General features: G+C 60.6%; 20 protein-coding genes. 11 read left to right on the top strand and 9 right to left on the bottom strand.

Features of this window, described 5'->3' with window-relative positions:
• Positions 1 to 28: 28 nt before the first annotated feature.
• Positions 29 to 430 (bottom strand): S4 domain-containing protein, encoded by a 402-nt coding sequence (locus tag DBP26_RS04345; protein ID WP_108236088.1) that lies wholly within the window; start codon positions 428 to 430, stop codon positions 29 to 31.
• Positions 431 to 617: 187 nt separating this feature from the next.
• Here DBP26_RS04345 and DBP26_RS04340 point away from each other — a divergent pair, with 187 nt between their 5' ends.
• On the top strand, positions 618 to 1,073 hold the full coding sequence (locus tag DBP26_RS04340) for an ATP-dependent zinc protease (RefSeq protein WP_177411004.1): 456 nt from the start codon (positions 618 to 620) through the stop codon (positions 1,071 to 1,073).
• On the top strand, positions 1,070 to 1,975 hold the full coding sequence (gene rimK, locus DBP26_RS04335) for a 30S ribosomal protein S6--L-glutamate ligase (protein ID WP_108236090.1): 906 nt from the start codon (positions 1,070 to 1,072) through the stop codon (positions 1,973 to 1,975). Before DBP26_RS04340 ends, rimK begins: the two co-directional genes overlap by 4 nt.
• A 69-nt stretch (positions 1,976 to 2,044) precedes the next feature.
• Here the strand turns inward: rimK and DBP26_RS04330 are convergent, their stop codons facing one another.
• Positions 2,045 to 3,358: an ATP-binding protein gene (locus DBP26_RS04330; protein ID WP_108236091.1), complete on the bottom strand. Its 1,314-nt coding sequence runs from the start codon at positions 3,356 to 3,358 to the stop codon at positions 2,045 to 2,047.
• A 163-nt stretch (positions 3,359 to 3,521) separates the two neighbouring features.
• A complete protein-coding gene (gene ompR / locus DBP26_RS04325) occupies positions 3,522 to 4,262 on the bottom strand; it encodes a two-component system response regulator OmpR (RefSeq protein ID WP_108236092.1) in 741 nt (246 codons plus the stop codon).
• 277 nt (positions 4,263 to 4,539) lie between these two features.
• On the opposite strand from ompR, the gene DBP26_RS04320 reads away from it, so the two are divergent.
• The 3 genes from DBP26_RS04320 (at position 4,540) to gshA (ending at position 9,055) form a co-directional block, all read left to right on the top strand.
• Positions 4,540 to 6,861 carry a Tex family protein gene (locus tag DBP26_RS04320; protein ID WP_108236093.1) on the top strand — a complete coding sequence of 774 codons (2,322 nt, stop codon included), beginning with the start codon at positions 4,540 to 4,542 and terminating at the stop codon, positions 6,859 to 6,861.
• Positions 6,861 to 7,244, top strand: a complete 384-nt coding sequence (locus tag DBP26_RS04315; RefSeq protein ID WP_108236094.1) for a PaaI family thioesterase — start codon at positions 6,861 to 6,863, stop codon at positions 7,242 to 7,244. The genes DBP26_RS04320 and DBP26_RS04315 overlap by 1 nt, the downstream gene beginning before the upstream one ends.
• Positions 7,245 to 7,468: 224 nt before the next feature.
• Entirely contained in the window at positions 7,469 to 9,055 is a 1,587-nt protein-coding gene (gshA, locus tag DBP26_RS04310) for a glutamate--cysteine ligase (protein ID WP_108236095.1), read from the top strand.
• Positions 9,056 to 9,124: 69 nt separating this feature from the next.
• Here the strand turns inward: gshA and argA are convergent, their stop codons facing one another.
• Both argA and argE read right to left on the bottom strand, forming a co-directional pair.
• On the bottom strand, positions 9,125 to 10,423 hold the full coding sequence (gene argA, locus DBP26_RS04305) for an amino-acid N-acetyltransferase (protein ID WP_108236096.1): 1,299 nt from the start codon (positions 10,421 to 10,423) through the stop codon (positions 9,125 to 9,127).
• A gap of 142 nt (positions 10,424 to 10,565) precedes the next feature.
• Positions 10,566 to 11,714: an acetylornithine deacetylase gene (gene argE, locus DBP26_RS04300; RefSeq protein ID WP_108236097.1), complete on the bottom strand. Its 1,149-nt coding sequence runs from the start codon at positions 11,712 to 11,714 to the stop codon at positions 10,566 to 10,568.
• A gap of 153 nt (positions 11,715 to 11,867) precedes the next feature.
• Here argE and DBP26_RS04295 point away from each other — a divergent pair, with 153 nt between their 5' ends.
• The gene (locus DBP26_RS04295; RefSeq protein ID WP_108236098.1) at positions 11,868 to 13,235 is read left to right on the top strand and encodes a CYTH domain-containing protein; all 1,368 of its coding nucleotides are present in this window, start codon (positions 11,868 to 11,870) and stop codon (positions 13,233 to 13,235) included.
• Between the two features lie 113 nt (positions 13,236 to 13,348).
• On the opposite strand, the gene DBP26_RS04290 is transcribed toward DBP26_RS04295, so the two are convergent.
• Positions 13,349 to 13,819, bottom strand: a complete 471-nt coding sequence (locus tag DBP26_RS04290) for an Lrp/AsnC family transcriptional regulator (protein WP_108236099.1) — start codon at positions 13,817 to 13,819, stop codon at positions 13,349 to 13,351.
• Between the two features lie 163 nt (positions 13,820 to 13,982).
• Between DBP26_RS04290 and DBP26_RS04285 the strand changes: the two genes are divergently transcribed.
• The 5 genes from DBP26_RS04285 (at position 13,983) to DBP26_RS04265 (ending at position 18,115) form a co-directional block, all read left to right on the top strand.
• A complete protein-coding gene (locus DBP26_RS04285) occupies positions 13,983 to 14,330 on the top strand; it encodes a hypothetical protein (protein WP_108236100.1) in 348 nt (115 codons plus the stop codon).
• Between the two features lie 112 nt (positions 14,331 to 14,442).
• On the top strand, positions 14,443 to 16,227 hold the full coding sequence (locus tag DBP26_RS04280; protein ID WP_108236101.1) for a GspE/PulE family protein: 1,785 nt from the start codon (positions 14,443 to 14,445) through the stop codon (positions 16,225 to 16,227).
• Positions 16,228 to 16,327: 100 nt separating this feature from the next.
• Entirely contained in the window at positions 16,328 to 17,266 is a 939-nt protein-coding gene (locus DBP26_RS04275; protein ID WP_108236102.1) for an SPFH domain-containing protein, read from the top strand.
• A gap of 3 nt (positions 17,267 to 17,269) precedes the next feature.
• The gene (locus DBP26_RS04270) at positions 17,270 to 17,716 is read left to right on the top strand and encodes an NfeD family protein (RefSeq protein WP_108236103.1); all 447 of its coding nucleotides are present in this window, start codon (positions 17,270 to 17,272) and stop codon (positions 17,714 to 17,716) included.
• Positions 17,717 to 17,797: 81 nt separating this feature from the next.
• On the top strand, positions 17,798 to 18,115 hold the full coding sequence (locus DBP26_RS04265; RefSeq protein ID WP_108236104.1) for a DUF2388 domain-containing protein: 318 nt from the start codon (positions 17,798 to 17,800) through the stop codon (positions 18,113 to 18,115).
• 110 nt (positions 18,116 to 18,225) lie between these two features.
• Here DBP26_RS04265 and gcvH read toward each other — a convergent pair whose 3' ends face one another.
• The 3 genes from gcvH to DBP26_RS04250 all read right to left on the bottom strand — a co-directional run bounded on the left by gcvH (position 18,226) and on the right by DBP26_RS04250 (position 21,570).
• A complete protein-coding gene (gene gcvH / locus DBP26_RS04260; protein ID WP_108236105.1) occupies positions 18,226 to 18,609 on the bottom strand; it encodes a glycine cleavage system protein GcvH in 384 nt (127 codons plus the stop codon).
• 66 nt (positions 18,610 to 18,675) lie between these two features.
• Positions 18,676 to 19,758 (bottom strand): glycine cleavage system aminomethyltransferase GcvT, encoded by a 1,083-nt coding sequence (gcvT, locus tag DBP26_RS04255; protein ID WP_108236106.1) that lies wholly within the window; start codon positions 19,756 to 19,758, stop codon positions 18,676 to 18,678.
• Between the two features lie 195 nt (positions 19,759 to 19,953).
• Positions 19,954 to 21,570, bottom strand: a complete 1,617-nt coding sequence (locus DBP26_RS04250) for an iron ABC transporter permease (protein ID WP_108236417.1) — start codon at positions 21,568 to 21,570, stop codon at positions 19,954 to 19,956.
• Positions 21,571 to 21,655 lie beyond the last annotated feature (85 nt).

The raw sequence follows: 21,655 nt of genomic DNA, 5'->3' as shown, positions 1-21,655 counted from the left end.
CGGTAAGGTCTGCTGCTCTGTAAAGCGCTCAGTCATCCCCTGAGCGAAACTGAAAGAGTTGCCGCCGTTGCTTCTTGGTCGGCTTGCCATCCGTGGTAAGCCCCAGGCTTCCGGCCTTGCGCATATCGGCAGCCTTTTCACGCCTGGCGACGCTTTCAGGCGTTTCGCTGTAAAGCAACTGCGCTTCGGGCGCGCCGCGCCGGACGACGGACAGCGCCTTGACCACGACCGTGCGATCATCAAAACCGGTTCGGATCTCGAACGTATCGCCGATCCGCGGCTCTTTACCCGGCTTGCAGCGCTCGCCGCGGCAATGCACCTTGCCGCTTTCGATCGCCGCTTTGGCCAATGCACGCGTTTTGAAAAAGCGTGCTGCCCACAGCCATTTGTCCAGACGAACCTTATCGTCTTCCTCTGGCTTTTGTGTCATCTGAATTCCTCAATTACGTGATAGTCAGAACTGTACTACGCAACGCCGGGCGTACAGTAACCCTCGGGCTTGGTTAGAATCTTCCACACATAAGTAAGGGCATGCACACGCATGCGCCTCAGGCTATCGTGGGCAGAACGCGCAAACGTACGGGATCGCTTTGAAAACATTCGACCATCTCACAGTCATCGGCCTTCGCGAGTGGGTGGCGCTGCCCAATCTGGGAGTCGCAGGCCTTCGCGCCAAGATCGACACCGGCGCCAGCACCTCAAGCCTGCACGCCACGGAAATAGAACCCTTCGAGCGCGATGGTGAACAGTGGGTGCGCTTCAACGCTCACCTGGGGACCGTCGTGCAGTTACGCCATCGTCGCTGCGAAGCGCAACTGGTGGCGATGAAGACCATCAAAAGCTCCAACGGCCAGGCCCAGGTGCGATACGTCATTCGCACCGCGATGGCTCTGGGCGACCGGGTCTGGCCAGTGGAATTCACCCTGGCCTGCCGAAAAGCCATGCGTTACCGATTGCTTCTGGGTTCCAAAGCCTTGATTGACGGCCAACTGGTGGTCAACCCAGGCGTCACTTACGTTCAGGACAAGCCGACCTTTCCGGCTTCCAATTCCTCTGCCACAGGTGTTGCATGAAGATCGCTGTGCTGTCGCGAAATCCGCGTCTGTATTCAACTCGTCGTCTGGTCGAAGCCGGTACCCAGCGTGGCCATGAGGTCGTAGTGATCGATACTTTGCGCGCCTACATGAACATCGCGAGCCACAAGCCGCAGATCCACTACCGCGGTAAGCCGCTGGAAGGCTTCGATGCGGTAATTCCCCGGATCGGCGCGTCCGTCACTTTCTACGGCTGCGCGGTGCTGCGCCAGTTCGAAATGATGGGCGTTTTCCCGCTCAACGAATCCGTTGCCATCGCCCGCTCGCGAGACAAACTACGCTCCCTGCAACTGCTTTCGCGCCGGGGCATTGGCCTGCCCGTGACAGGCTTCGCTCACTCGCCCGACGACATTCCCGATCTGATTCAGATGGTCAATGGCGCGCCGCTGGTCATCAAAGTGCTGGAGGGCACCCAGGGCATCGGCGTCGTACTGTGCGAAACCGCAACGGCGGCAGAGTCGGTGATCGAGGCGTTCATGGGGCTCAAGCAGGACATCATGGTTCAGGAATACATCAAGGAAGCGGGCGGAGCGGACATCCGATGCTTCGTGGTCGGCGACAAGGTCATCGCCTCGATGATGCGCCAGGCCAAGCCCGGAGAGTTTCGCTCCAACCTGCACCGCGGCGGCACTGCCAGCTTGATCAAGATCACCCCCGAGGAGCGCATGACCGCCATTCGCGCCGCCAAAGTGATGGGGCTGAGCGTCGCCGGTGTCGACATCCTGCGATCCAACCACGGGCCCCTAGTGATGGAAGTGAATTCCTCGCCCGGGCTTGAAGGCATCGAAACCACAACGGGCAAGGATGTGGCGGGGATGATCATTCAGTACATCGAGAAAAACGGCGGGCCGCACATGACCCGGACGAAAGGCAAAGGCTAGGAGAGCGACGGCACGCACTGCAGGAACGATTCGTCGGCGCCTGCAGTGACCAGGATCATGGCCAGATTATCAAACGGCATCCCTGGGCAACATCAGCCCCAAAGGCAATCGCACTCGCGCCTCCAGCCCGCCACCGGACCGATTGCGAAGCTCGACATTGCCGCCGTGCATGGCAGCGATGCGTTTGACGATCGCGAGCCCGAGGCCGGTTCCTTTGCCCCCCCGCGCCCGGTCGCCCCGAGTGAAGGGGTTGAAGATGCCTTCCAGCTCGGAAGGGTCGATCCCCATACCCCGATCGAGCACGCTCAGCACCACATACGGCGCGCCACTGTCACCCGACACGTACGCCGCCACTTCGACATTGTCGCCAGCGTGGTGCATGGCATTGCCGATCAGGTTATTCAACAAGCGCTTCATCGAGACTCGGCGCAGCGGAAAGGGCGGAATCGATTCCAGCCGCGTGCGAACCTGCTCCACCGGGCTGTTATAGGGCGCAACCACCTCGCGAATCAATTCGACAAGGTTGACCTCTTCGACCTCTTCGTCGCGGCCATCCCGAATAAACGCCAGAAACTGATCGAGAATCGCGTCCATGTCTTCGATATCGCGGACCATGCCTTCCATGAACTCATTGTCACGGGGCATCAACTCCAGCGACAGGCGCAGCCTCGTCAACGGCGTGCGTAGATCATGGGAGACCCCAGCCAGCATCAATTCCCGCTCTTGCCCAGCCTGTTCCACATCCTCGGCCATCTGGTTGAACGCGCGATACACCTCCGTCATTTCGCTCGGCGTATCCCCTACGGGCAGGCGCACGCTACGCCCCTGACCCAATTGACGAGCCGCGAATACCAGCCGTTTGAGAGGCCGATTCAACTGGCTGACGAAGATCCATGCCGACGCGGTGGACAATAAGCCAATGGCCAGGAACCAACCCAGCACGCTCCAGATTTTCTGACCCCGAAGCGGATGCGGGTACAGAGGCACCTTGAGCCATCCGTCACCAAGACTTGGAGCACGCACCCACAAAGCGGGAGGCGCATGCACACGCAGACGCACTTCGGTGTCGGCGCCCAGCTCCGCCTGCATCTGACGCTGATAGATTTCCGAATAGGGCCAGTGCTGTTCACCTTCCGGCACCCCGCCGCCCACTACCCGAATCAGGCCTGCTGCGTCGGCGATCGTTTGCCGATCATTCTCATCGGCCGCCCAGTAAGCACGCAAAGTCAACGCGACGCCATGGCTGTATTGCCGGTCCACCAGCACGTCTTCGTTCATCAACAGATAGACCAGTGTCAGCGCTTTGGAGAAGAGCACGACGATGAGCACCAGCCACAGGGTGCGAGAGAAAAAGCTTTGCGGGAACCAGAGCGGTGTTTTCATGACAACAGCTACTTTGCAAAAGCGAGCCAGGCTCGCGAACGTTCGCGGGAGGCATCAGACAGCAAAACCAGCCACATCGAAGCCGCCCTTTGGACGATTCGACGTGGCTGGCCAGCCAATGAGCGCGAGCAAGTTGCCCGGTGATCAGTCTGCCGACTGCGCGTTACTGTTTGCCGGTGCCATCCGGCACGAATACATAACCCACGCCCCAGACCGTCTGGATGTAGCGGGGTTTGGCGGCATCCACCTCGATCAAGCGGCGCAGTCGGGAAATCTGCACGTCAATGGAGCGCTCGAGAGCGTCCCACTCACGACCTCGGGCCAGGTTCATGAGCTTGTCGCGTGTCAGCGGCTCCCGGGCGTGCATGACCAGCGCCTTAAGGACGGCGAACTCGCCTGTGGTCAGCATGTGGACCTCGTCGCCCTTCTTGAGCTCGCGCGTTGCCAGAGACAACTCGTATTCGCCGAAGGTAACGGTTTCATCTTCGCTGGCCGGCGCACCGGGCACCGGTGTGGATTGACGACGCAGGACGGCCTTGACGCGTGCCATCAGTTCGTCCGGGTTGAAGGGTTTGGCCAGGTAATCGTCGGCCCCCAATTCCAGGCCCTTGATCCGGCTCAGCTCGTCGCCTTTGGCCGTGAGCATGATGATCGGCACCTGGTTATTCGCCGCGCGGAGTCGGCGGCAGGCGGAAAGGCCATCTTCACCGGGCAGCATCAAGTCGAGCACCACGAGGTGAAAGACTTCGCGAGCCAGCAGGCGATCCATCTGCTCCACATTACCGACGGCGCGGGCGCGGTAGCCTTTGCTGGTGAAAAAACGTTCTAACAGGCTGCTCAGGCCCGGGTCATCGTCAACGATGAGGATTTTTTCGCCTTCAGCCGTTTGTGCAGTGCTGCTCATTGAATGCTCCTTTAGTCTCGGCGCGCATTATGGCGTAGCGGCGCCCATGTGCACCGTGTGCATTGTTAGCAGATTTTTCCTGTATCGCTACTGCCACCGTGCCTCGCCGGTTAGGGGGCGTAGCGGGCGCGGTCGCTGGCTGTACCGGGAATCGACAGGGCGATCCCCTAATCGGACCTCACTGGGTATAATGCGCCGCCCTCAACGTCAGGCAACGCTCGCTCAAGGCGGTTCGCCGGCCGCTGGATTTTTGTACACATATTTGCCAGGTGGTTTTATGGACAGTATCAACAGCCGCATCGCCGAAGAACTGGGCGTGCGCCCGCAGCAGGTCGAAGCGGCCGTCGCGCTGCTGGATGAAGGCTCGACCGTGCCTTTCATCGCTCGCTACCGTAAAGAAGTGACTGGCAGCCTCGATGACACCCAATTGCGTCATCTGGAAGAGCGCCTGCGCTATCTGCGCGAACTCGAAGAACGCCGCGTGGCGATCCTTGCCAGCATTGAAGAGCAAGGGAAGCTGACTCCGGAGCTGGCGCGCGATATCAAACTCGCCGACACCAAGACCCGCCTTGAAGATCTCTATCTTCCGTACAAGCAGAAACGGCGCACCAAGGGCCAGATCGCCCTGGAAGCAGGCCTCGGCGAATTGGCCGATGGCCTGTTCAATGATCCGACGCTGACGCCGGATGTCGAAGCCGCACGCTTCGTCGATGCCGAGAAGGGCTTCGCCGACGTCAAGGCGGTGCTCGAGGGCGCCAAGTACATCCTGATGGAACGTTTCGCGGAAGACGCTTCGCTGCTCGAAAAGCTGCGCGGTTTCCTCAAGCAGGAAGCCGTGATCAGCGCCCGCGTGGTGGCAGGCAAGGAGGAAGAAGGCGCGAAGTTCCGCGATTACTTCGAGCACGACGAACCCCTTAAAACCATGCCATCGCACCGGGCGCTGGCAATCTTCCGAGGGCGCAACGAGGGCGTGCTCAGTTCGGCGCTCAAAGTCGGCGAAGAGCTGCCCGGCTCGCTGCATCCGTGCGAAATAATGATCAGCGAGCGCTTTGGCCTGCAAAATCAGAACCGTCCAGCCGACAAATGGCTGGCCGAAGTCGTGCGGTGGACCTGGAAGGTCAAGCTGTATTCGCACTTGGAAACCGATCTGCTGGGTGAATTGCGCGACAGCGCCGAGACCGAGGCGATCAACGTCTTCGCCCACAACCTGCACGACCTGTTGCTGGCGGCGCCAGCCGGCCCGCGGGCGACACTGGGCCTTGACCCTGGCCTGCGCACTGGCTGCAAGGTGGCGGTGGTCGATTCCACCGGCAAACTGCTGGATCACGCCACGGTTTACCCGCACGTCCCGAAGAACCAATGGGACCAGACCATCGCGGTCTTGGCGGCGCTCTGCGCCAAGCATTCGGTCGATCTCATCGCCATTGGTAACGGCACCGCCAGCCGCGAAACCGACAAGCTGGCTGGGGAGCTGATCAAAAAATATCCAGGCCTGAAGATGACCAAGGTCATGGTCTCCGAAGCGGGCGCATCGGTTTATTCGGCGTCGGAACTGGCCGCCAAGGAGTTTCCGGATCTGGACGTGTCGATCCGAGGCGCTGTCTCCATCGCCCGCCGCTTGCAGGATCCGCTGGCCGAGCTGGTAAAGATCGATCCGAAATCCATTGGCGTCGGTCAGTACCAGCACGACGTTTCTCAGCTCAAGCTGGCGCGTGGCCTGGATGCGGTGGTGGAGGATTGCGTGAACGCCGTCGGCGTCGACGTGAACACCGCGTCGGTCGCCCTGCTCGCCCGCATCTCGGGGCTGAACACCACCCTGGCGCAGAATATCGTCGCCCATCGCGATGAAAACGGTGCGTTCAAAACGCGCGCCGCGTTGAAAAAAGTGCCGCGCCTGGGCGAAAAAACCTTCGAGCAGGCCGCTGGCTTCCTGCGGGTCATGAACGGCGACAACCCATTGGACTCGTCCGCCGTGCACCCTGAAGCGTACCCGCTGGTACAGCGCATCGCTGCCCAGACCGACCGCGACATCCGCTCGCTGATCGGCGACGCGGGTTTTCTCAAGCGTCTTGATCCGAAGAAGTTCACCGACGAGACATTCGGCCTGCCCACGGTGACCGACATCCTGCAAGAGCTGGAGAAACCTGGCCGTGACCCGCGCCCCGAATTCAAAACCGCTGAATTCCAGGACGGCGTGGAGGATTTGAAGGACCTTCAACCGGGCATGATCCTGGAAGGTGTCGTGACCAACGTGACCAACTTCGGTGCCTTCGTGGACATCGGTGTGCATCAGGACGGTCTTGTGCACATCTCTGCGCTGTCCGAGAAGTTCATCAAGGACCCGCGTGAAGCCGTCAAAGCGGGCGATGTGGTCAAGGTGAAAGTCATGGAAGTCGACATTCCGCGCAAACGCGTGGGCTTGTCGATGCGCATGAGCGACACGCCAGGCGAGAAGGTCGATGGTGCCCGTGGCGCCCGCCCCGGTGCAGCGCAACGCCAGCCAAGCAGCGCCCCTCGCAAGGAGTCCGCGACGCAAGCCCCGGCCAACAACGCCATGGCTTCGCTGTTCGCCAACGCCAAACAATTGAAGAAACGTTGATGGATATCCCAGCAGAACTGACTGAAAGTGCGTACTTCAAGACGCTTGGGTGCAGGTTGGTCCGGCTCGGCGAGGGGACGGCCGAGGTCACCCTCGCGCTCGAACCGCACCTTCGCAATCGCGGCAATGTCATGCATGGGGGTGCCCTGTTCAGCCTGGTCGACATCGCGATGGGGTTGGCCTGTTCCAGCTCCCACGGGTTCGACAAACAAAGCGTGACGGTGGAGTGCAAGATCAACTACATGCGCGGCGTCCCGGAGGGTGAAGTGACCTGCATCGGCACGGTGATCCACGCCGGTCGCCGCACGCTGGTGGTCGAAGCCGAGGTTCGCCAGGCCGACAAGCTCGTCGCTAAAGCACAAGGCACGTTCGCGATCGTCTAGCTGTCCGATACGGATATGGGTTAATTTCGGCGCTGAATCTCTGCATCGGGACAGCAGGGTCGAAATTTCCCGGTCATGCCTGCCCCCTCACGGGCGAGCATGACCAGTGACGGGCATCGGCGTTAAGACCCAAAACGAGGCGAAAACGCCAGTTCCTTTCTTCACCCTTGTAGACCGCCATATCGTCCCCATATAGGGCCGACTGACGCGTGAAGGAAACCAACTTGAGCGAACTTCTCAATCGCCGCCTGGCCCTGCTTGGCGAGCACTCGCACCTCTCCCTCCTGGAGAAGTGCCTGCACGGTATCGAGCGTGAATGCCTGCGCGTTACAGGCGATGCCCGCCTGGCACAGACCCCGCATCCCGAAGCGCTGGGCTCTGCCCTCACCAACGAACAGATCACCACTGACTATTCCGAGTCGCTGCTGGAGTTCATCACTCCGGCATTGACCCACCCCGCCGACACCCTGGACAGCCTGGACAAGATCCACCGTTTCGCCTACAGCAAACTGGGCAGCGAATACATCTGGAGCCCTTCGATGCCGTGCCCGCTGCCGGCCGAAGAAGACATCCCGATTGCCTACTACGGCACATCCAATATCGGGAAGCTCAAGTATGTGTACCGTCAGGGCCTGGCGCTGCGCTACGGCAAAACAATGCAGTGCATTGCCGGTATTCACTACAACTTCTCGCTGCCTGAAGACATCTGGCCCGTGCTCAAGTCGACCGTGGCGTTCGAAGGCAGCGACCGGGACTTCCAGTCCGAGAGCTACATCGGCCTGATCCGCAACTTCCGGCGCTACAGCTGGCTGTTGATGTACCTGTTTGGCGCATCGCCGGCACTGGATGCCAGTTTCATGCGCGGCCGCTCCCACCAGCTGGAGCAATTCGACGCCGACACCCTGTATCTGCCGTATGCCACCAGCCTGCGCATGAGCGACCTGGGCTACCAGAGCAGCGCGCAGGCGGATCTGACGCCGTGTTACAACGACTTGCTGACCTACACCGACAGCCTGCGCAAGGCCGTGGCCACGCCCTACGCGCCCTATGTCGAGATCGGTACACACAAGGATGGCGAGTGGATTCAGCTCAATACCAACGTGTTGCAGATCGAGAACGAGTACTACTCGACGATCCGCCCCAAACGCGTGACCTATTCGGGCGAACGTCCGATCCAGGCCTTGATGGCTCGCGGCGTACAGTACGTCGAGGTGCGTTGCCTGGACATCAATCCCTTCCTGCCGGTCGGGATCGATCTGCAGCAGGCGCGGTTCATCGATGCGTTCATTCTCTTTTGTGCCTTGCAGGAAAGCCCGCAGTTGGCCGATTGCGAGTGTGGTAATGCCAGCGGCAATTTCCTGACCGTGGTCAAGGAAGGTCGCCGACCTGGCTTGCAGTTGAGTCGCGACAATTCGACCGTAGATTTGAAAACCTGGGCGAATGATTTGCTAAACCAGATCGAGCCGATCAGCGCCCTGCTGGACAAGAGTCAAGGCATCGACGAACACGTCAAATCGCTGGCTGCCCAACGGGCGAAGGTCGCGGACGTCTCGCTCACGCCCTCTGCTCAGGTGTTGGCAGCCATGACAGAGCACAAGGAAAGCTTCACGGCATTCTCGCTGCGTCAGGCACAGGAGCACGCCGAGCACTTCCGCAGCCGCCCATTGAGTGCCGAGGACCAGGCAAACTTCGAAAGCAAGGCGCGGGAGTCACTGGCTCAGCAATCCGAGCTGGAGCAGACCGAAGAGCCGGTAGATTTCGACACCTTCGTGGGCGCGTATCAGGCGAGTATTCTGGCGATCAGTAACTGATTCGACAGAGCAACACGATGCGGAAGTCCACTCGGCACTTCCGCATGTACTGCCTCCGGGCGAGCCGGCCTAAATCGCCTTCTCGAAGATCTTCGAGTTGCGCTGGTAGTTGTACAGCGACGCCCGGGCGCTAGGCAGCCGATCAACGCTGCTCGGTTCGAAACCACGCTCTCGAAACCAATGGGCGGTGCGGGTGGTCAGGACGAAAAGCGTCTTCAAACCTTGCGCCTTTGCCCGCTCCTCGATGCGCTCCAGCAATTCGTCGCCACGCCCGCCGTGACGGTACTCGGGGTTCACCGCCAGGCACGCCAGCTCTCCGGCTTGGGAATCGGCAATCGGGTACAAGGCCGCACACGCGATGATCAGTCCCTCGCGCTCGACCACGCTGAACTGTTCGATTTCCCGCTCCAGGACCTCGCGAGAGCGGCGCACCAGAATACCCTGCTCCTCCAGTGGCGTAATCAGATCGATCAAGCCCCCTACGTCGCCAATCGACGCTTCACGCACCAGCTCAAACTGCTCCTGCGCCACCAGCGTGCCGCCGCCAGCGCGGGTGAACAGTTCGGACAGCAAGGCACCGTCCTCGGCATAACTGACGATATGGCTGCGGGCAACCCCGCCACGACACGCCTGGGCCGCCGCATCCAACAGCTCGGCCTGGTAGTTGTTACCCAGACGCTGCAAATGAGCGGGAATCTGCTGAGGTCGCAGTTCACGGACCAGATTCCCCTGTTCGTCCATCAACCCCGATTCGGCGCCGAACAGCAGCAGCTTCTCTGCCCCCAGATCGACCGCGGCACGGGTGGCGACGTCTTCGCAAGCCAGGTTGAAGATTTCCCCGGTCGGCGAATAGCCCAGCGGCGACAGGAGTACGATCGAGCGCTCGTCGAGGAGACGGTTGATACCCTTGCGGTCGATCCGACGCACTTCGCCGGTGTGCTGATAGTCGACACCTTCGAGCACGCCAATCGGACGCGCGGTCACAAAATTGCCACCCGTGACCCGCAAGCGCGAGCCCTGCATGGGCGAGGCGGCCATGTCCATCGACAGACGCGCCTCAATTGCGATCCGCAATGCACCTACGGCGTCGATCACGCATTCAAGGGTCGCCGAGTCCGTGACGCGCATGTCGCGATGGAAGTGCGGTGTGATGCCGCGCGCAGCCAGACGGCTTTCGATTTGCGGGCGAGATCCGTGCACCAGCACCAGGCGCACGCCCAGGCTGTGAAGCAGCACCAAGTCGTGCACGATGTTGCCGAAGTTAGGATGCTCGACACCGTCGCCCGGAAGCATGACGATGAAGGTGCAATCCCGGTGGGCATTGATGTAGGGAGACGCGTGGCGAAGCCAATTGACGTAATCGGGCATATCCAGACCGGCCTGTAGCAAAAAGGGACGAGGGGTAGACGCTCACAACGGCATGAGCTTTATCGTCGGAACAGGCATCGCAACACGCGGATCTCCTTCTGGATTGGATGGCGGCCGTAGCCCCCCGGCTCAAACCCCGCACTCAAGGCTGAGTCAGGCAGTAATATTCGATCAATTGACGTAGCAGACGCACTGTAGGCTGCAAACGTGACATTTCCAGATACTCGCCAGGCTGGTGCGCGCAGGCGATATCGCCAGGGCCCAGAACGATGGTCTCGCAACCGAGGCGCTGAAGATAAGGCGCTTCGGTGCCAAATGCCACCGCTTCGGCCGTGTGCCCGGTCAGACGCTCGGCGACCCGCACCAGTTCCGCATCGGCACTCTGCTCGAACGGCGCGACCTCCGAGAACAACGGTGCGTAGTCGATTTTCACTTGATGGTGCTCGGCCAACGGTTGCAGTTTCTGCCGGATGGCGGACCGCAGCATCTCCGGGTCCATGCCTGGCAGAGGGCGCAGATCGAACTCCAGCGAGCATTGACCGCAAATGCGGTTGGGGTTGTCCCCCCCATGGATACAGCCGAGATTCAGGGTCGGCTGAGGGACGCTGAACTGCGGGTTGTTGAACGCCGTCTGCCACTCCTGCCGCAGCCCTTTGAGTGCGCCGATGGCGTCATACATGGCCTCGAGGGCACTGTTTCCGAGGCTCGGATCCGACGAATGGCCGCTGCGGCCGAGAATCTCGATGCGCTCCATCATGACGCCCTTATGCAGTCGGATCGGCTTCAGCCCCGTGGGCTCGCCGATCACTGCTGCCCGCCCAAGGACGCCTCCCGCGGCTGCAAGCGCCTTTGCGCCAGACATCGAGCTTTCCTCGTCGCAGGTGGCCAGAATAATCAACGGCTGCTTGAACGGCTTGTCGAGCAACGGCTGCAGGGCTTCGATCGCCAGTGCGAAGAAGCCTTTCATGTCGCAGCTGCCAAGGCCGACCCACCGGTTGTCGACTTCCGTCAGCTTCAGCGGATCGCTCTTCCAGAGCGCGTCGTCGTAGGGAACGGTATCGCTGTGCCCGGACAATACCAGCCCGCCAGGGCCCGAGCCGTAGGTGGCCAGCAAGTTGAATTTGCCGGGGCTCACCTGCCGTATGTCGCATTTGAACCCCAGATCGCCCAGCCAACTGGCCAACAGATCGATGACGGTGCGGTTGGACTGATCCAGCGCGGGTTGCGTGCAGCTCACGGAAGGCGCGGCGATCAAGGCGGCAAACTGGTCTTTCATGGACGGCAACGGCATAGACGACTCCTCTCGTGCTGCGGACCATCATAGGGTGATTGGGCAGCAGGAATAAACTGTCGAGGTGATGTCCTGTACACTGCACGACCCACGCGGCCGTGTCGATTCCGCCGCGTCCCCGATATCAGCACAAGAGCGTCTGGATTCCCGGCCATGCAGAAAGAAACCGAAATCAAACTCCGCGTCAGCCGCGAAACCCTGAGCGCCTTGCGCGAACACCCGTTGTTGAAGAAACGCAACAAAAGCGGCTGGGAAAAGCTGGAACTGTTCAATCAGTACTTCGACACCCCTGACCGCGAACTGGCCCAAGCCAAGGTTGCGCTGCGGCTGCGCAAGGACGGCGACGCCATCATCCAGACCCTCAAGACTCGGGGCCAGAGCGTTGCCGGGCTATCCGAGCGCAACGAATACAATTGGAACCTGCCCAAAGCCAAACTCGACCTGAAAAAACTCGAGGGCGAATGTTGGCCCGCGCAATTGGCGGACTTGGACAAGAAGACCATCAAGCCTTTGTTCACCACCGATTTCGTTCGCGAGAAAGCCGAAATCGCGTGGGGTCGCGGCAAATCCAAGGTGGTGATCGAGGCCGCCCTGGACCTCGGCCATGTGATCGTCGGTAAGCAGAAGGAAGAAATCTGCGAGCTCGAGCTGGAACTGCGCGAAGGCGAACCTGCGGCTCTGCTGGAACTGGCCTCGGAGTTGGCCGAGAAACTCCCGCTGATGCCTTGCGACATCAGCAAGGCTGAGCGCGGGTATCGTCTGTTCGACGCCAGTACATACACCATCAAGCTGCCTGTCCCGGCATTGCACGCTGAAACGTCGGTGGACGACGCCTACAGCGCACTTGCCTGGTACCTGCTGGGCAGCAGCCAGCGGCTGGCCGAGCAATATCGATTCAATGGCCACTGGAGCCTGCTGCAGGATTGGGTCGAGGTGCTCGCGGAATTGCGCGCACTGACCGCCAGTCTCGGCCAGGCCGCGCCGCGCGCCTCGACCCACGACCTGCGTGCGGCTCTGGACGCGCTGCTGGAAGACTGGCGCACCTTGGTGCAGGCCGGCAAGGAAGACGGCGATGTGCGGGCCGCCGCCCATGAGCAGTTCATCGAAGAGCTCGACGACCCGCGATGGGGCCAGTTCTCGCTGACCACATCGCGCTGGTTGATGGAGCGCCGTTGGACCCTCGAGCGCAATAACCGTGGCAACCGTCTGGGCAATGCCATGCTCAGCAGCTGGTTGCCCCGCTTCTTGAGCGACGAAGCCACCGCGTTGAACCTGGCACGCTACCAACAACAGCCGGAGGACTTGGCCGAACAGCTGCAGCGCATCGAGCGCATCCAGGTCTGGCTGCACTTCGCTCGTCAAACCCTGGAATTGCCGGATCTGGATCGCCTGTATGGCGAGTTGAACAAACTGGCGGAGTTGGCGCAACTGGACATCACCGACCCGATCCTCGAAGCGCGCGTGCAACAAACCGTCACCGTCCTGCAAAGCCGGGTGTGGAAGGCGTTGCTCAAAATCTAATACGCAACTCCAACCCTGTAGGAGCGCGCTTGCCCGCGATTGCTGTCTGTCTGATACGAATATATCTACTGACACACTGCAATCGCGGGCAAGCGCGCTCCTACAGCCCTTCTTCACCGGATGATCGGCAAACTCGTCGTCGATTTGATCTCCGACAAGGCCACCGTCGAGTTCACCTCCTGAATGCCCGGTACCAGCGACAGCTTCTCAAAGAAGAAGCGCTCGTAGGCTTCGATGTCCGGCGTCACGATGCGCAGCAGAAAGTCCACGGCCCCCATCAGCACATAACACTCCAACACTTCGGGGAACCCTCGAATCGCCTCGGTGAACTCCGTGAAGTTGGAGCGCCCGTGGGCATTGAGTTTCACCTCAGCGAAAATCTGCGTGTTCAGGCCGATTTTCTTGCGATCCAGCAGCGTCACCTGACGGCGGATGACCCCTTCATCCTTTAACCGCTGAATTCTGCGCCAGCATGGCGACTGAGACAGGCCGACCTGTTCAGCCACCTGCGCACTGGAGAGCGACGCATCGTCTTGCAGAAGGGCGAGTATCTTGCGATCAAAGGCATCCAACTCGATTTGCATAAATTATTTTCCATGCTCGAACATTGCGCATAAACGAGTTAAAAGCAGCGCATTTCAATCGATTATGGATCAGAAATTTCCCGCTTCCCATGTAAAAATTCTTCCATCGCACCTATCCATTGCCACGTCCGATCGATTCAGTGGCCCACCATGAGGGTTTCCCATGCCACACCTCGAAGCCGTCGTATCTTCTACACTGCGCCCCGATGCGTGGTCGGCCAACAACGCCCAGTGCCGGTCGCGCTATCAGATCCTTGCCGAAGCAGAGCCGGACCTCATCTGCCGTGTGCTCAACCTCTTCGCCATGCAATACCTCATCCCGCAGCAGGTGAGCGTCTTGCAGCAAGAGGGCGTATTGACGATCGACGTGGAAGTGGACGGCATGAGCTGGCATCGCGCGCAAGTGATTGGGGAAAAGATGCGCAATTTGATCAATGTCTGCTCGGTTGCGCTGGAACCGATCGAGGAATCCCACGTCCTATCCGGGCCCGTCTCACTCGCTGTCGGTTGAGTGTGCCGAAAATATTGGCAACGCTTCACTACCTGCAGGGCGCAACAACTGGCACGCTTGGGACTACTCTTGCTTACTCGCGAAGTGAGTTGTCTCGTCCAAAGGAGCCCGCATGTCTGTCCTTGCCCCCTCTTCCCAGGACCGCTGGCTGGATCTGAATGAACTACTGCGTGACCTCGTCGCGCAGGGATACCTCGATCAGGACAATGCCGAATTAGCGCTGACGTTGCGTCGCAGCGCGCAGAATCTGCAGACCCACCCACTGGAATTCCTTGCCAGCCAGCAATTCGACAATCTCAAGCGCCCTGGCAAGAAACTCGATCTGGAAACCCTCACCGCGTGGCTGGCCGAGCAAGCGGGCCAGCCATACATGCGCATCGACCCCCTGAAGATCAATGTCGCCGCAGTGACGCCCCTGATGTCTTACGCGTTTGCCCAGCGCCACAAGATCCTCGCAGTGGCCGTGGATCGCGAGTGCGTGACCATCGCCAGCGCCCAGCCTTACGTCAAGGCGTGGGAAGCGGACTTGATGCACGTCCTGAAAATGCCGATAAAGCGGGTGGTAGCCAATCCCGTGGATGTGCAGAAGCTCGCCGTCGAGTTCTACCGGCTGGCGAAATCCGTGAGTGGCGCCAGCGCAACCGATCAGAAAGTCAGCGGCGTAGGCAATTTCGAGCAGTTGCTCAAGCTCGGCGCCAGCGACCAGGAGCCGGACGCCAACGATGCGCACATCGTCAACATTGTCGACTGGCTATTTCAGTACGCCTACCAGCAGCGTGCCAGCGACATTCACATCGAGCCACGTCGCGAAGCCGGGACCGTGCGCTTCCGCATCGACGGCGTGTTGCACAATGTCTATCAATTCCCGCCGCAGGTGACGATGGCCGTTACCAGTCGATTGAAAAGCCTGGGCCGGATGAATGTCGCTGAAAAGCGCAAGCCACAGGACGGCCGGGTCAAGACCAAGACGCCCGATGGCGGCGAGGTGGAACTTCGCTTGTCGACATTGCCGACCGCCTTCGGTGAGAAAATGGTGATGCGGATCTTCGACCCGGAAGTGCTGCTCAAGGACTTCGACCAACTGGGTTTTTCCGGCGACGACCTGCGACGCTGGGAAGGCATGACGCATCAGCCCAATGGCATCATCCTGGTCACCGGGCCGACCGGTTCCGGCAAGACCACCACGCTCTACACGACCCTCAAAAAGCTGGCGACCTCCGAAGTGAACCTTTGCACCATCGAGGACCCCATCGAGATGGTCGAGCCAGCCTTCAACCAAATGCAGGTCCAGCACAACATTGACCTGACCTTCGCCAGCGGCGTGCGGGCCCTGATGCGGCAGGACCCCGACATCATCATGATTGGCGAGATCCGCGACCTGGAAACAGCAGAAATGGCCATTCAGGCGGCCTTGACCGGTCACCTTGTGCTCTCGACGCTTCACACCAACGACGCGCCGAGTGCCATCAGCCGCCTGCTGGAGTTGGGTGTGCCCCACTATCTACTCAAGGCGACAATCCTTGGCGTGATGGCACAGCGACTGGTCCGTACGCTGTGCCCGCACTGCAAGGCACCGGTGGAGCTCGACGAGGTGGACTGGCAGACCCTGACCCGCCCTTGGCAAGCGCCCGTTCCCAGCGGCGCGCATCGGGCGGTAGGCTGTGCCGAATGCCGCGACACGGGCTACAGGGGCCGCGCGGGGGTGTACGAAATCATGTTGATGTCTGATGCGGTAAAGACCTTGATCACTGCCGACCTGGACCTTACAGCCCTCCGCAGACAAGGCTTCAAGGACGGCATGCGCAGCTTGAGGCTGTCAGGGGCACAGAAAGTCGCCGCGGGGCTGACTACCGTCGAAGAAGTGTTGCGAGTCACACCGCAGAGTGAGCAGCGATAAGCTGCTTCTCCGTTACAACAATCAGTCGCAGAGAGCGCTCCGATCACCGTATCCTCTGTTCATTCGGATTCTTTTCAGCAACCGTCAACAGGGACATGTTATGCAAATCGGCAGTGTGGTTTTACTCTTCGTCGCCTTGGCCATTGCCATCGTTTTCATGGGTTTCAAGGTGGTGCCACAGGGCTACCAGTGGACTGTGGAGCGCTTCGGTCGTTACACCAACACCCTCAAGCCGGGCCTGAACATCATCGTTCCGGTCATGGACCGGATCGGTCACAAGATCAACATGATGGAAACCGTGCTGGACATCCCGCCCCAGGAAGTCATCACCTCCGACAACGCCACGGTTCAGATCGACGCCGTGTGCTTCTATCAGGTGGTCAACTGCGCCCAGGCGGCGTATGAGGTCAACAACCTGCAGCATGCCATTCGCAATTTGCTGCAAACCAACATCCGCACCGTGCTCGGCTCAATGGAACTGGACGCCATGCTGAGCCAGCGCGACGGTATCAACGAGCGCCTCCTGCGGATCGTCGATGAGGCCACGGCACCGTGGGGCATCAAGATCACCCGGATCGAAATCAAGGACATCAGCCCGCCCGCGGATCTGATGGCGGCCATGTCCGGGCAGATGAAAGCCGAGCGGATCAAGCGCGCGCAGATTCTCGAAGCCGAGGGCTTGCGCGCCTCCGCCATTCTGACGGCCGAGGGCAAGAAGCAGGCGCAGATCCTGGAAGCGGAAGGCGAGCGTCAGGCTGCATTTCTGGAATCCGAGGCACGCGAACGTCAGGCCGAAGCCGAGGCTCGGGCGACTCAGGTCGTGTCGGAGGCCATCGCCGCCGGTGATGTGCAGGCCATCAATTATTTCGTTGCGCAGAAATACATCGATGCGCTGGGCAAGCTGTCCTCGGCCAATAACAGCAAGGTGATCCTGATGCCGTTGGAAGCCAGCCAGATGATCGGCGCGGTGGGCGGAATCGGCGAGATTGTCAAAGCGACCTTTGACAAGCCCAAGACCGATACCGGGAAGCGAGTCTGAGCCATGTGGGACTACCTGCAAAATCTATCGTTCTGGGACTGGCTGGGGTTCGGCACGGTATTGCTGATTTTGGAAGTATTCGGCGCGGGAGGCTATTTGCTGTGGATCGGTGTCGCAGCCGCAGCCGTGGGCATCCTCACGTACATCGCGCCGACCCTGAGCTGGGAGCTGCAGTTTCTGCTGTTCGCGGTCTTTGCGGTGTGCACAGCGCTGTATTGGTGGCGGCGTCAGCGCAGCGTATGGCGCAAGTCCGATCAGCCGGGTCTGAATATGCGGGGCTCGGAACTGATCGGCCAGACCTTCGTCGTGCACGACGCGATTGTCGATGGGCGAGGCAAGATCAAGGTCGGCGATGGCGTGTGGATGGTGGTCGGCCCCGATACGCCTGCAGGTGACCGAGTCAGAGTGATCGCTCAAGACGGGGCGATTCTGAAAGTCCAGGCGCTCTGACCTGTTCCGTGCTTGCGGAACTAGATGGAGGCTGGGCGTATCAAATCGTTTCAGAACAACCCCAAGTCGGAGTAACCCGTCATGCGTCTAAAACTCGCTGTAGCCACATTAGCCCTGCTGTCCCTGCCAGTCGGTTCCGCCATGGCTGACGGCTTCCTTCGTGATGTCATCTCGTCCGGAGCCACCACCGGTTCGACCTACCTGACCTTTCGGCATCACAAGCTGATTGTGGCAGCACAGGACGATGCGGGCAGCTTCGTCGCCAGCAACGGCGCCATTCGCGGCCCTTATCTGGAAGCGGCGCTGGATCAGGTGCGCAAGGATAATCCGAGTCTGAACGCATCGGATATGGACTTGGCCAATGCGATTCTGGCCAAAAACCTGGTTGCCGAACAGTAACATCCATTCAAGCCTGTTGGCTTGCCGCCAAGTACCGAGTCAATCTCTGCCGAGGCTGACTCTTTCTGGTCGGCGGCAAGCTCGCGTGCCCAACCAAGCACGCGCAAGAATCATTCGCCGATAGCAGCCTTGTACCCTGCAGCATCCAGCAATTTTGCCAAATCCCCAGTGGCGTCGCTCGGCTTGACCTTGAAGATCCACGACTGATAAGGCGAGTTGTTGAGCTCTTCCGGGGTATCGCCCAGCGCCTCGTTCACCTCAACCACCTCACCGGCCACCGGCGAATAGATGTCGGAAGCCGCCTTGACCGATTCAACGACACCCGCTGCGTCGCCCGCCGCGAAGACCTTGCCGATTTCCGGCAATTCGACGAACACCACATCGCCCAGTGCTTCTTGCGCGTGGTCGGAAATACCGACGACGATCAGATCGCCCTCCTGCTTCGCCCACTCGTGGCTCTCGGCAAAACGCAGTTCGGCGGGAATAGTGCTCATAATCTTTATCCTCTCTACTTCATCAGGTCAGCGGAAAACCCGCCAAGGGTGGCTGTTCAAAACAGGTTAAATCAGGGCTCTGCCGTGACGCACGAACGTCGGCTGAACCACGCGGACCGGGTACCACTTGCCCCGAATCTCCACTTCGGCTCGGTCGGCAGTCGCCGTCGGCACGCGCGCCAGCGCAATGGACTTGCTCAGCGTAGGAGAGAAACTACCACTGGTGATCTCCCCTTCGCCAATTTCCGCTATGCGGACGACCTGATGGGCGCGCAGGACGCCTCGCTCTTCGAGCACCAGCCCTACCAGCTTCGAGCCAACGCCTTTTGCACGCTCGACCTCCAAGGCAGCCCGACCGATGAAGTCGCGCTCCGGTGGCGACCATGCGACGGTCCACGCCATGTTGGAGACCAAAGGAGTTACCTGCTCGTCGATTTCCTGGCCATACAGGTTCATGCCGGCTTCCAGGCGCAATGTGTCCCGCGCCCCCAGGCCAATCGGCGAAATACCCGCACCCACCATGTCGTTGAAGAAGCGGCAGGCCTGCTCGCTCGGCAGGATGATCTCCAGGCCGTCCTCACCGGTGTAGCCTGTGCGAGCGATGAACCAGTCGCCTTCCTGCTGCCCCTCGAACGGTTGGAGCGTATGGATCAGTTCGGTGCGAGCCTGAGTGACGAGCTCGGCGATCTTCTGCCGGGCATGCGGCCCCTGAATGGCCAGCATGGCGAGTTCGGAACGATGAGCGAGGTGGACGTCGAAACCGGCCCGATGAGCATTCATCCAGGCCAGATCCTTGGCACCGGTGGCCGCATTGACCACCAGACGATAACCCGCTTCGGTCAGGTAGACGATCATGTCGTCGACAATCCCGCCGTGGTTGTCGAGCATCGCGGTATAGAGTGCACGCCCGGTACGCTGCAACCTGCCGACATCGTTGGCCAGCAGGTGCTGTAACCACGCCTTGGCCTGGCTGCCAGTGATGTCGATGACGTGCATGTGCGACACGTCGAAAATACCGCAATCGCGACGCACCTGATGGTGCTCCTCGACTTGTGAGCCGTAGTGCAACGGCATGTCCCAACCGCCAAAATCGACCAGCTTGGCGCCAAGGGCCAGATGCAGGTCGAACAGAGGGGTGCGCAATCCCATGGGTTTCTCCTTCCGGGCCAGGACGTTGCAAAGCCAGTGCGGTCTCACATCGCCCTGTAGCGAAGACGCGATCCATCACACCACCCACCGCAATTCCCCCGGATCTGGGGGCTGACACCTTTGCGTACTTGCGGAATTGTCTGACAGACCTTGTCGATTGCGGCGCATTGTAGCCGCATGGGGGGGACCCCGCACCTAGCCGATAGGTCTGGCCGAACGTCTGATCAGGCCAATCACGGGGAGTAAACCGACAATCACCAGCGTCAGTGCCGGCAAGGCGGCACGCGCCCATTCACCTTCGCTGGTCATTTCGAAGATGCGCACGGCCAGCGTATCCCAGCCAAACGGCCGCATCAGCAGCGTCGCGGGCATCTCCTTGAGCACATCGACGAACACCAGGAGGGCCGCACTCAGCGTCCCGGGAATCAGCAGCGGGAGATAAACTCTGAAAAACAATCGTGGACCACTGACACCCAGACTGCGCGCCGCTTCCGGTAGCGACGGCCGGATGCGTGACAGGCTGTTTTCCAAAGGGCCGTACGCCACCGCGATAAACCGCACCAGGTACGCCAGCACCAGCGCGGCCAGGCTCCCTAGCAGCAAAGGTTTGCCCGCTCCGCCGAGCCAAGCGGACAGAGGCACCACCCAGACCCGGTCCAGGTAACTGAAGGCGAGCATTATGGATACCGCGAGTACAGAGCCTGGCAGCGCGTAACCCATGTTGGCCAGGCTGACGCCTGCGCGGATCCCACGGGTTGGGGCGAGGCGACGAGCGAACACCAGCAGCATCGCTACGCTGACGGTCACCAGTGCGGCGATGCTTCCCAGATAAAGGGTATGCAGGATCAGCCCCGTGTACCGCTCGTCCAAGTCGAAACGCCCCCTTTGCCAGACCCAGACCACCAGTTGCAGCAGCGGTACGACGAATGCGCAGCAGAACACCAGCCCACACCAGCCAGCGGCGGCCACTGCCTTGATGCCATGGAGGTGATACAGCGCCTGGATGCGCGGCCGCTCATTGCTCGCCCGGCTGGCTCTTCGAGCGCGGCGCTCGCCGTATAGCACCAGCATCACAGCCAACAAGAGCAGACTGGCGAGCTGCGCGGCACTCGATAGGCTGAAAAAGCCATACCAGGTTTTGTAGATTGCGGTCGTGAACGTGTCGAAGTTAAACACCGAGACGGCGCCAAAATCGGCAAGGGTTTCCATCAATGCCAGTGCCACGCCTGCCCCGATCGCAGGGCGGGCCACCGGCAATGCGACGCGCCAGAAGGCCTGCCAAGGCGTCTGCCCGAGCACACGGGCCGCCTCCATGAGGCCTTTGCCCTGAGCAAGAAACGCGGTGCGCGCCAGCAGGTAGACGTAAGGGTAGAAAACCAGCACCAGCACGACGATGACCCCGCCGGTGGAACGCACGCGAGGAAACCGGACCCCCGCGCCGAACCATTCACGCATCAGGCTCTGCAGCGGGCCGGAGAAGTCCAGCAGGCCTACGAATACGAAGGCCAGGACATAGGCGGGAATGGCAAAGGGGAGCATCAGCGCCCAGTCGAGCCAGCGTCGTCCGGGAAACTCACACAGTGCCGTTAGCCAGGCAAGGCTGACACCCAGCAACGTCACGCCGACACCCACGCCCCCGACGAGTGTCAGCGTGTTACCCAACAGCCGAGGCATCTGGGTTTCCCATAGATGGGACCAGATCTCGTAATCGATGGTCTGCCAGGATAGAAACAATACGCTCAGGGGCAGCAGCACCAGTGCTGCGATGGCGTAAACCAGAGGGTACCAGCGGCGCTGGGCAGGATGAGCCAAGGGGGAACCCACACGTTTCAGGATTTACATCGCATTGCTGGGGATGAGCTAGCGCGTCTGACCCAGCGGTCTCATCGCGCGCAGA

Origin of the sequence: Pseudomonas sp. RIT409 (genome assembly GCF_003052515.2) — a bacterium.
GTDB lineage: Bacteria > Pseudomonadota > Gammaproteobacteria > Pseudomonadales > Pseudomonadaceae > Aquipseudomonas.
Note: the sequence above shows the minus strand (reverse complement) of the source record. Positions and strands in the feature narration are given on the sequence as shown.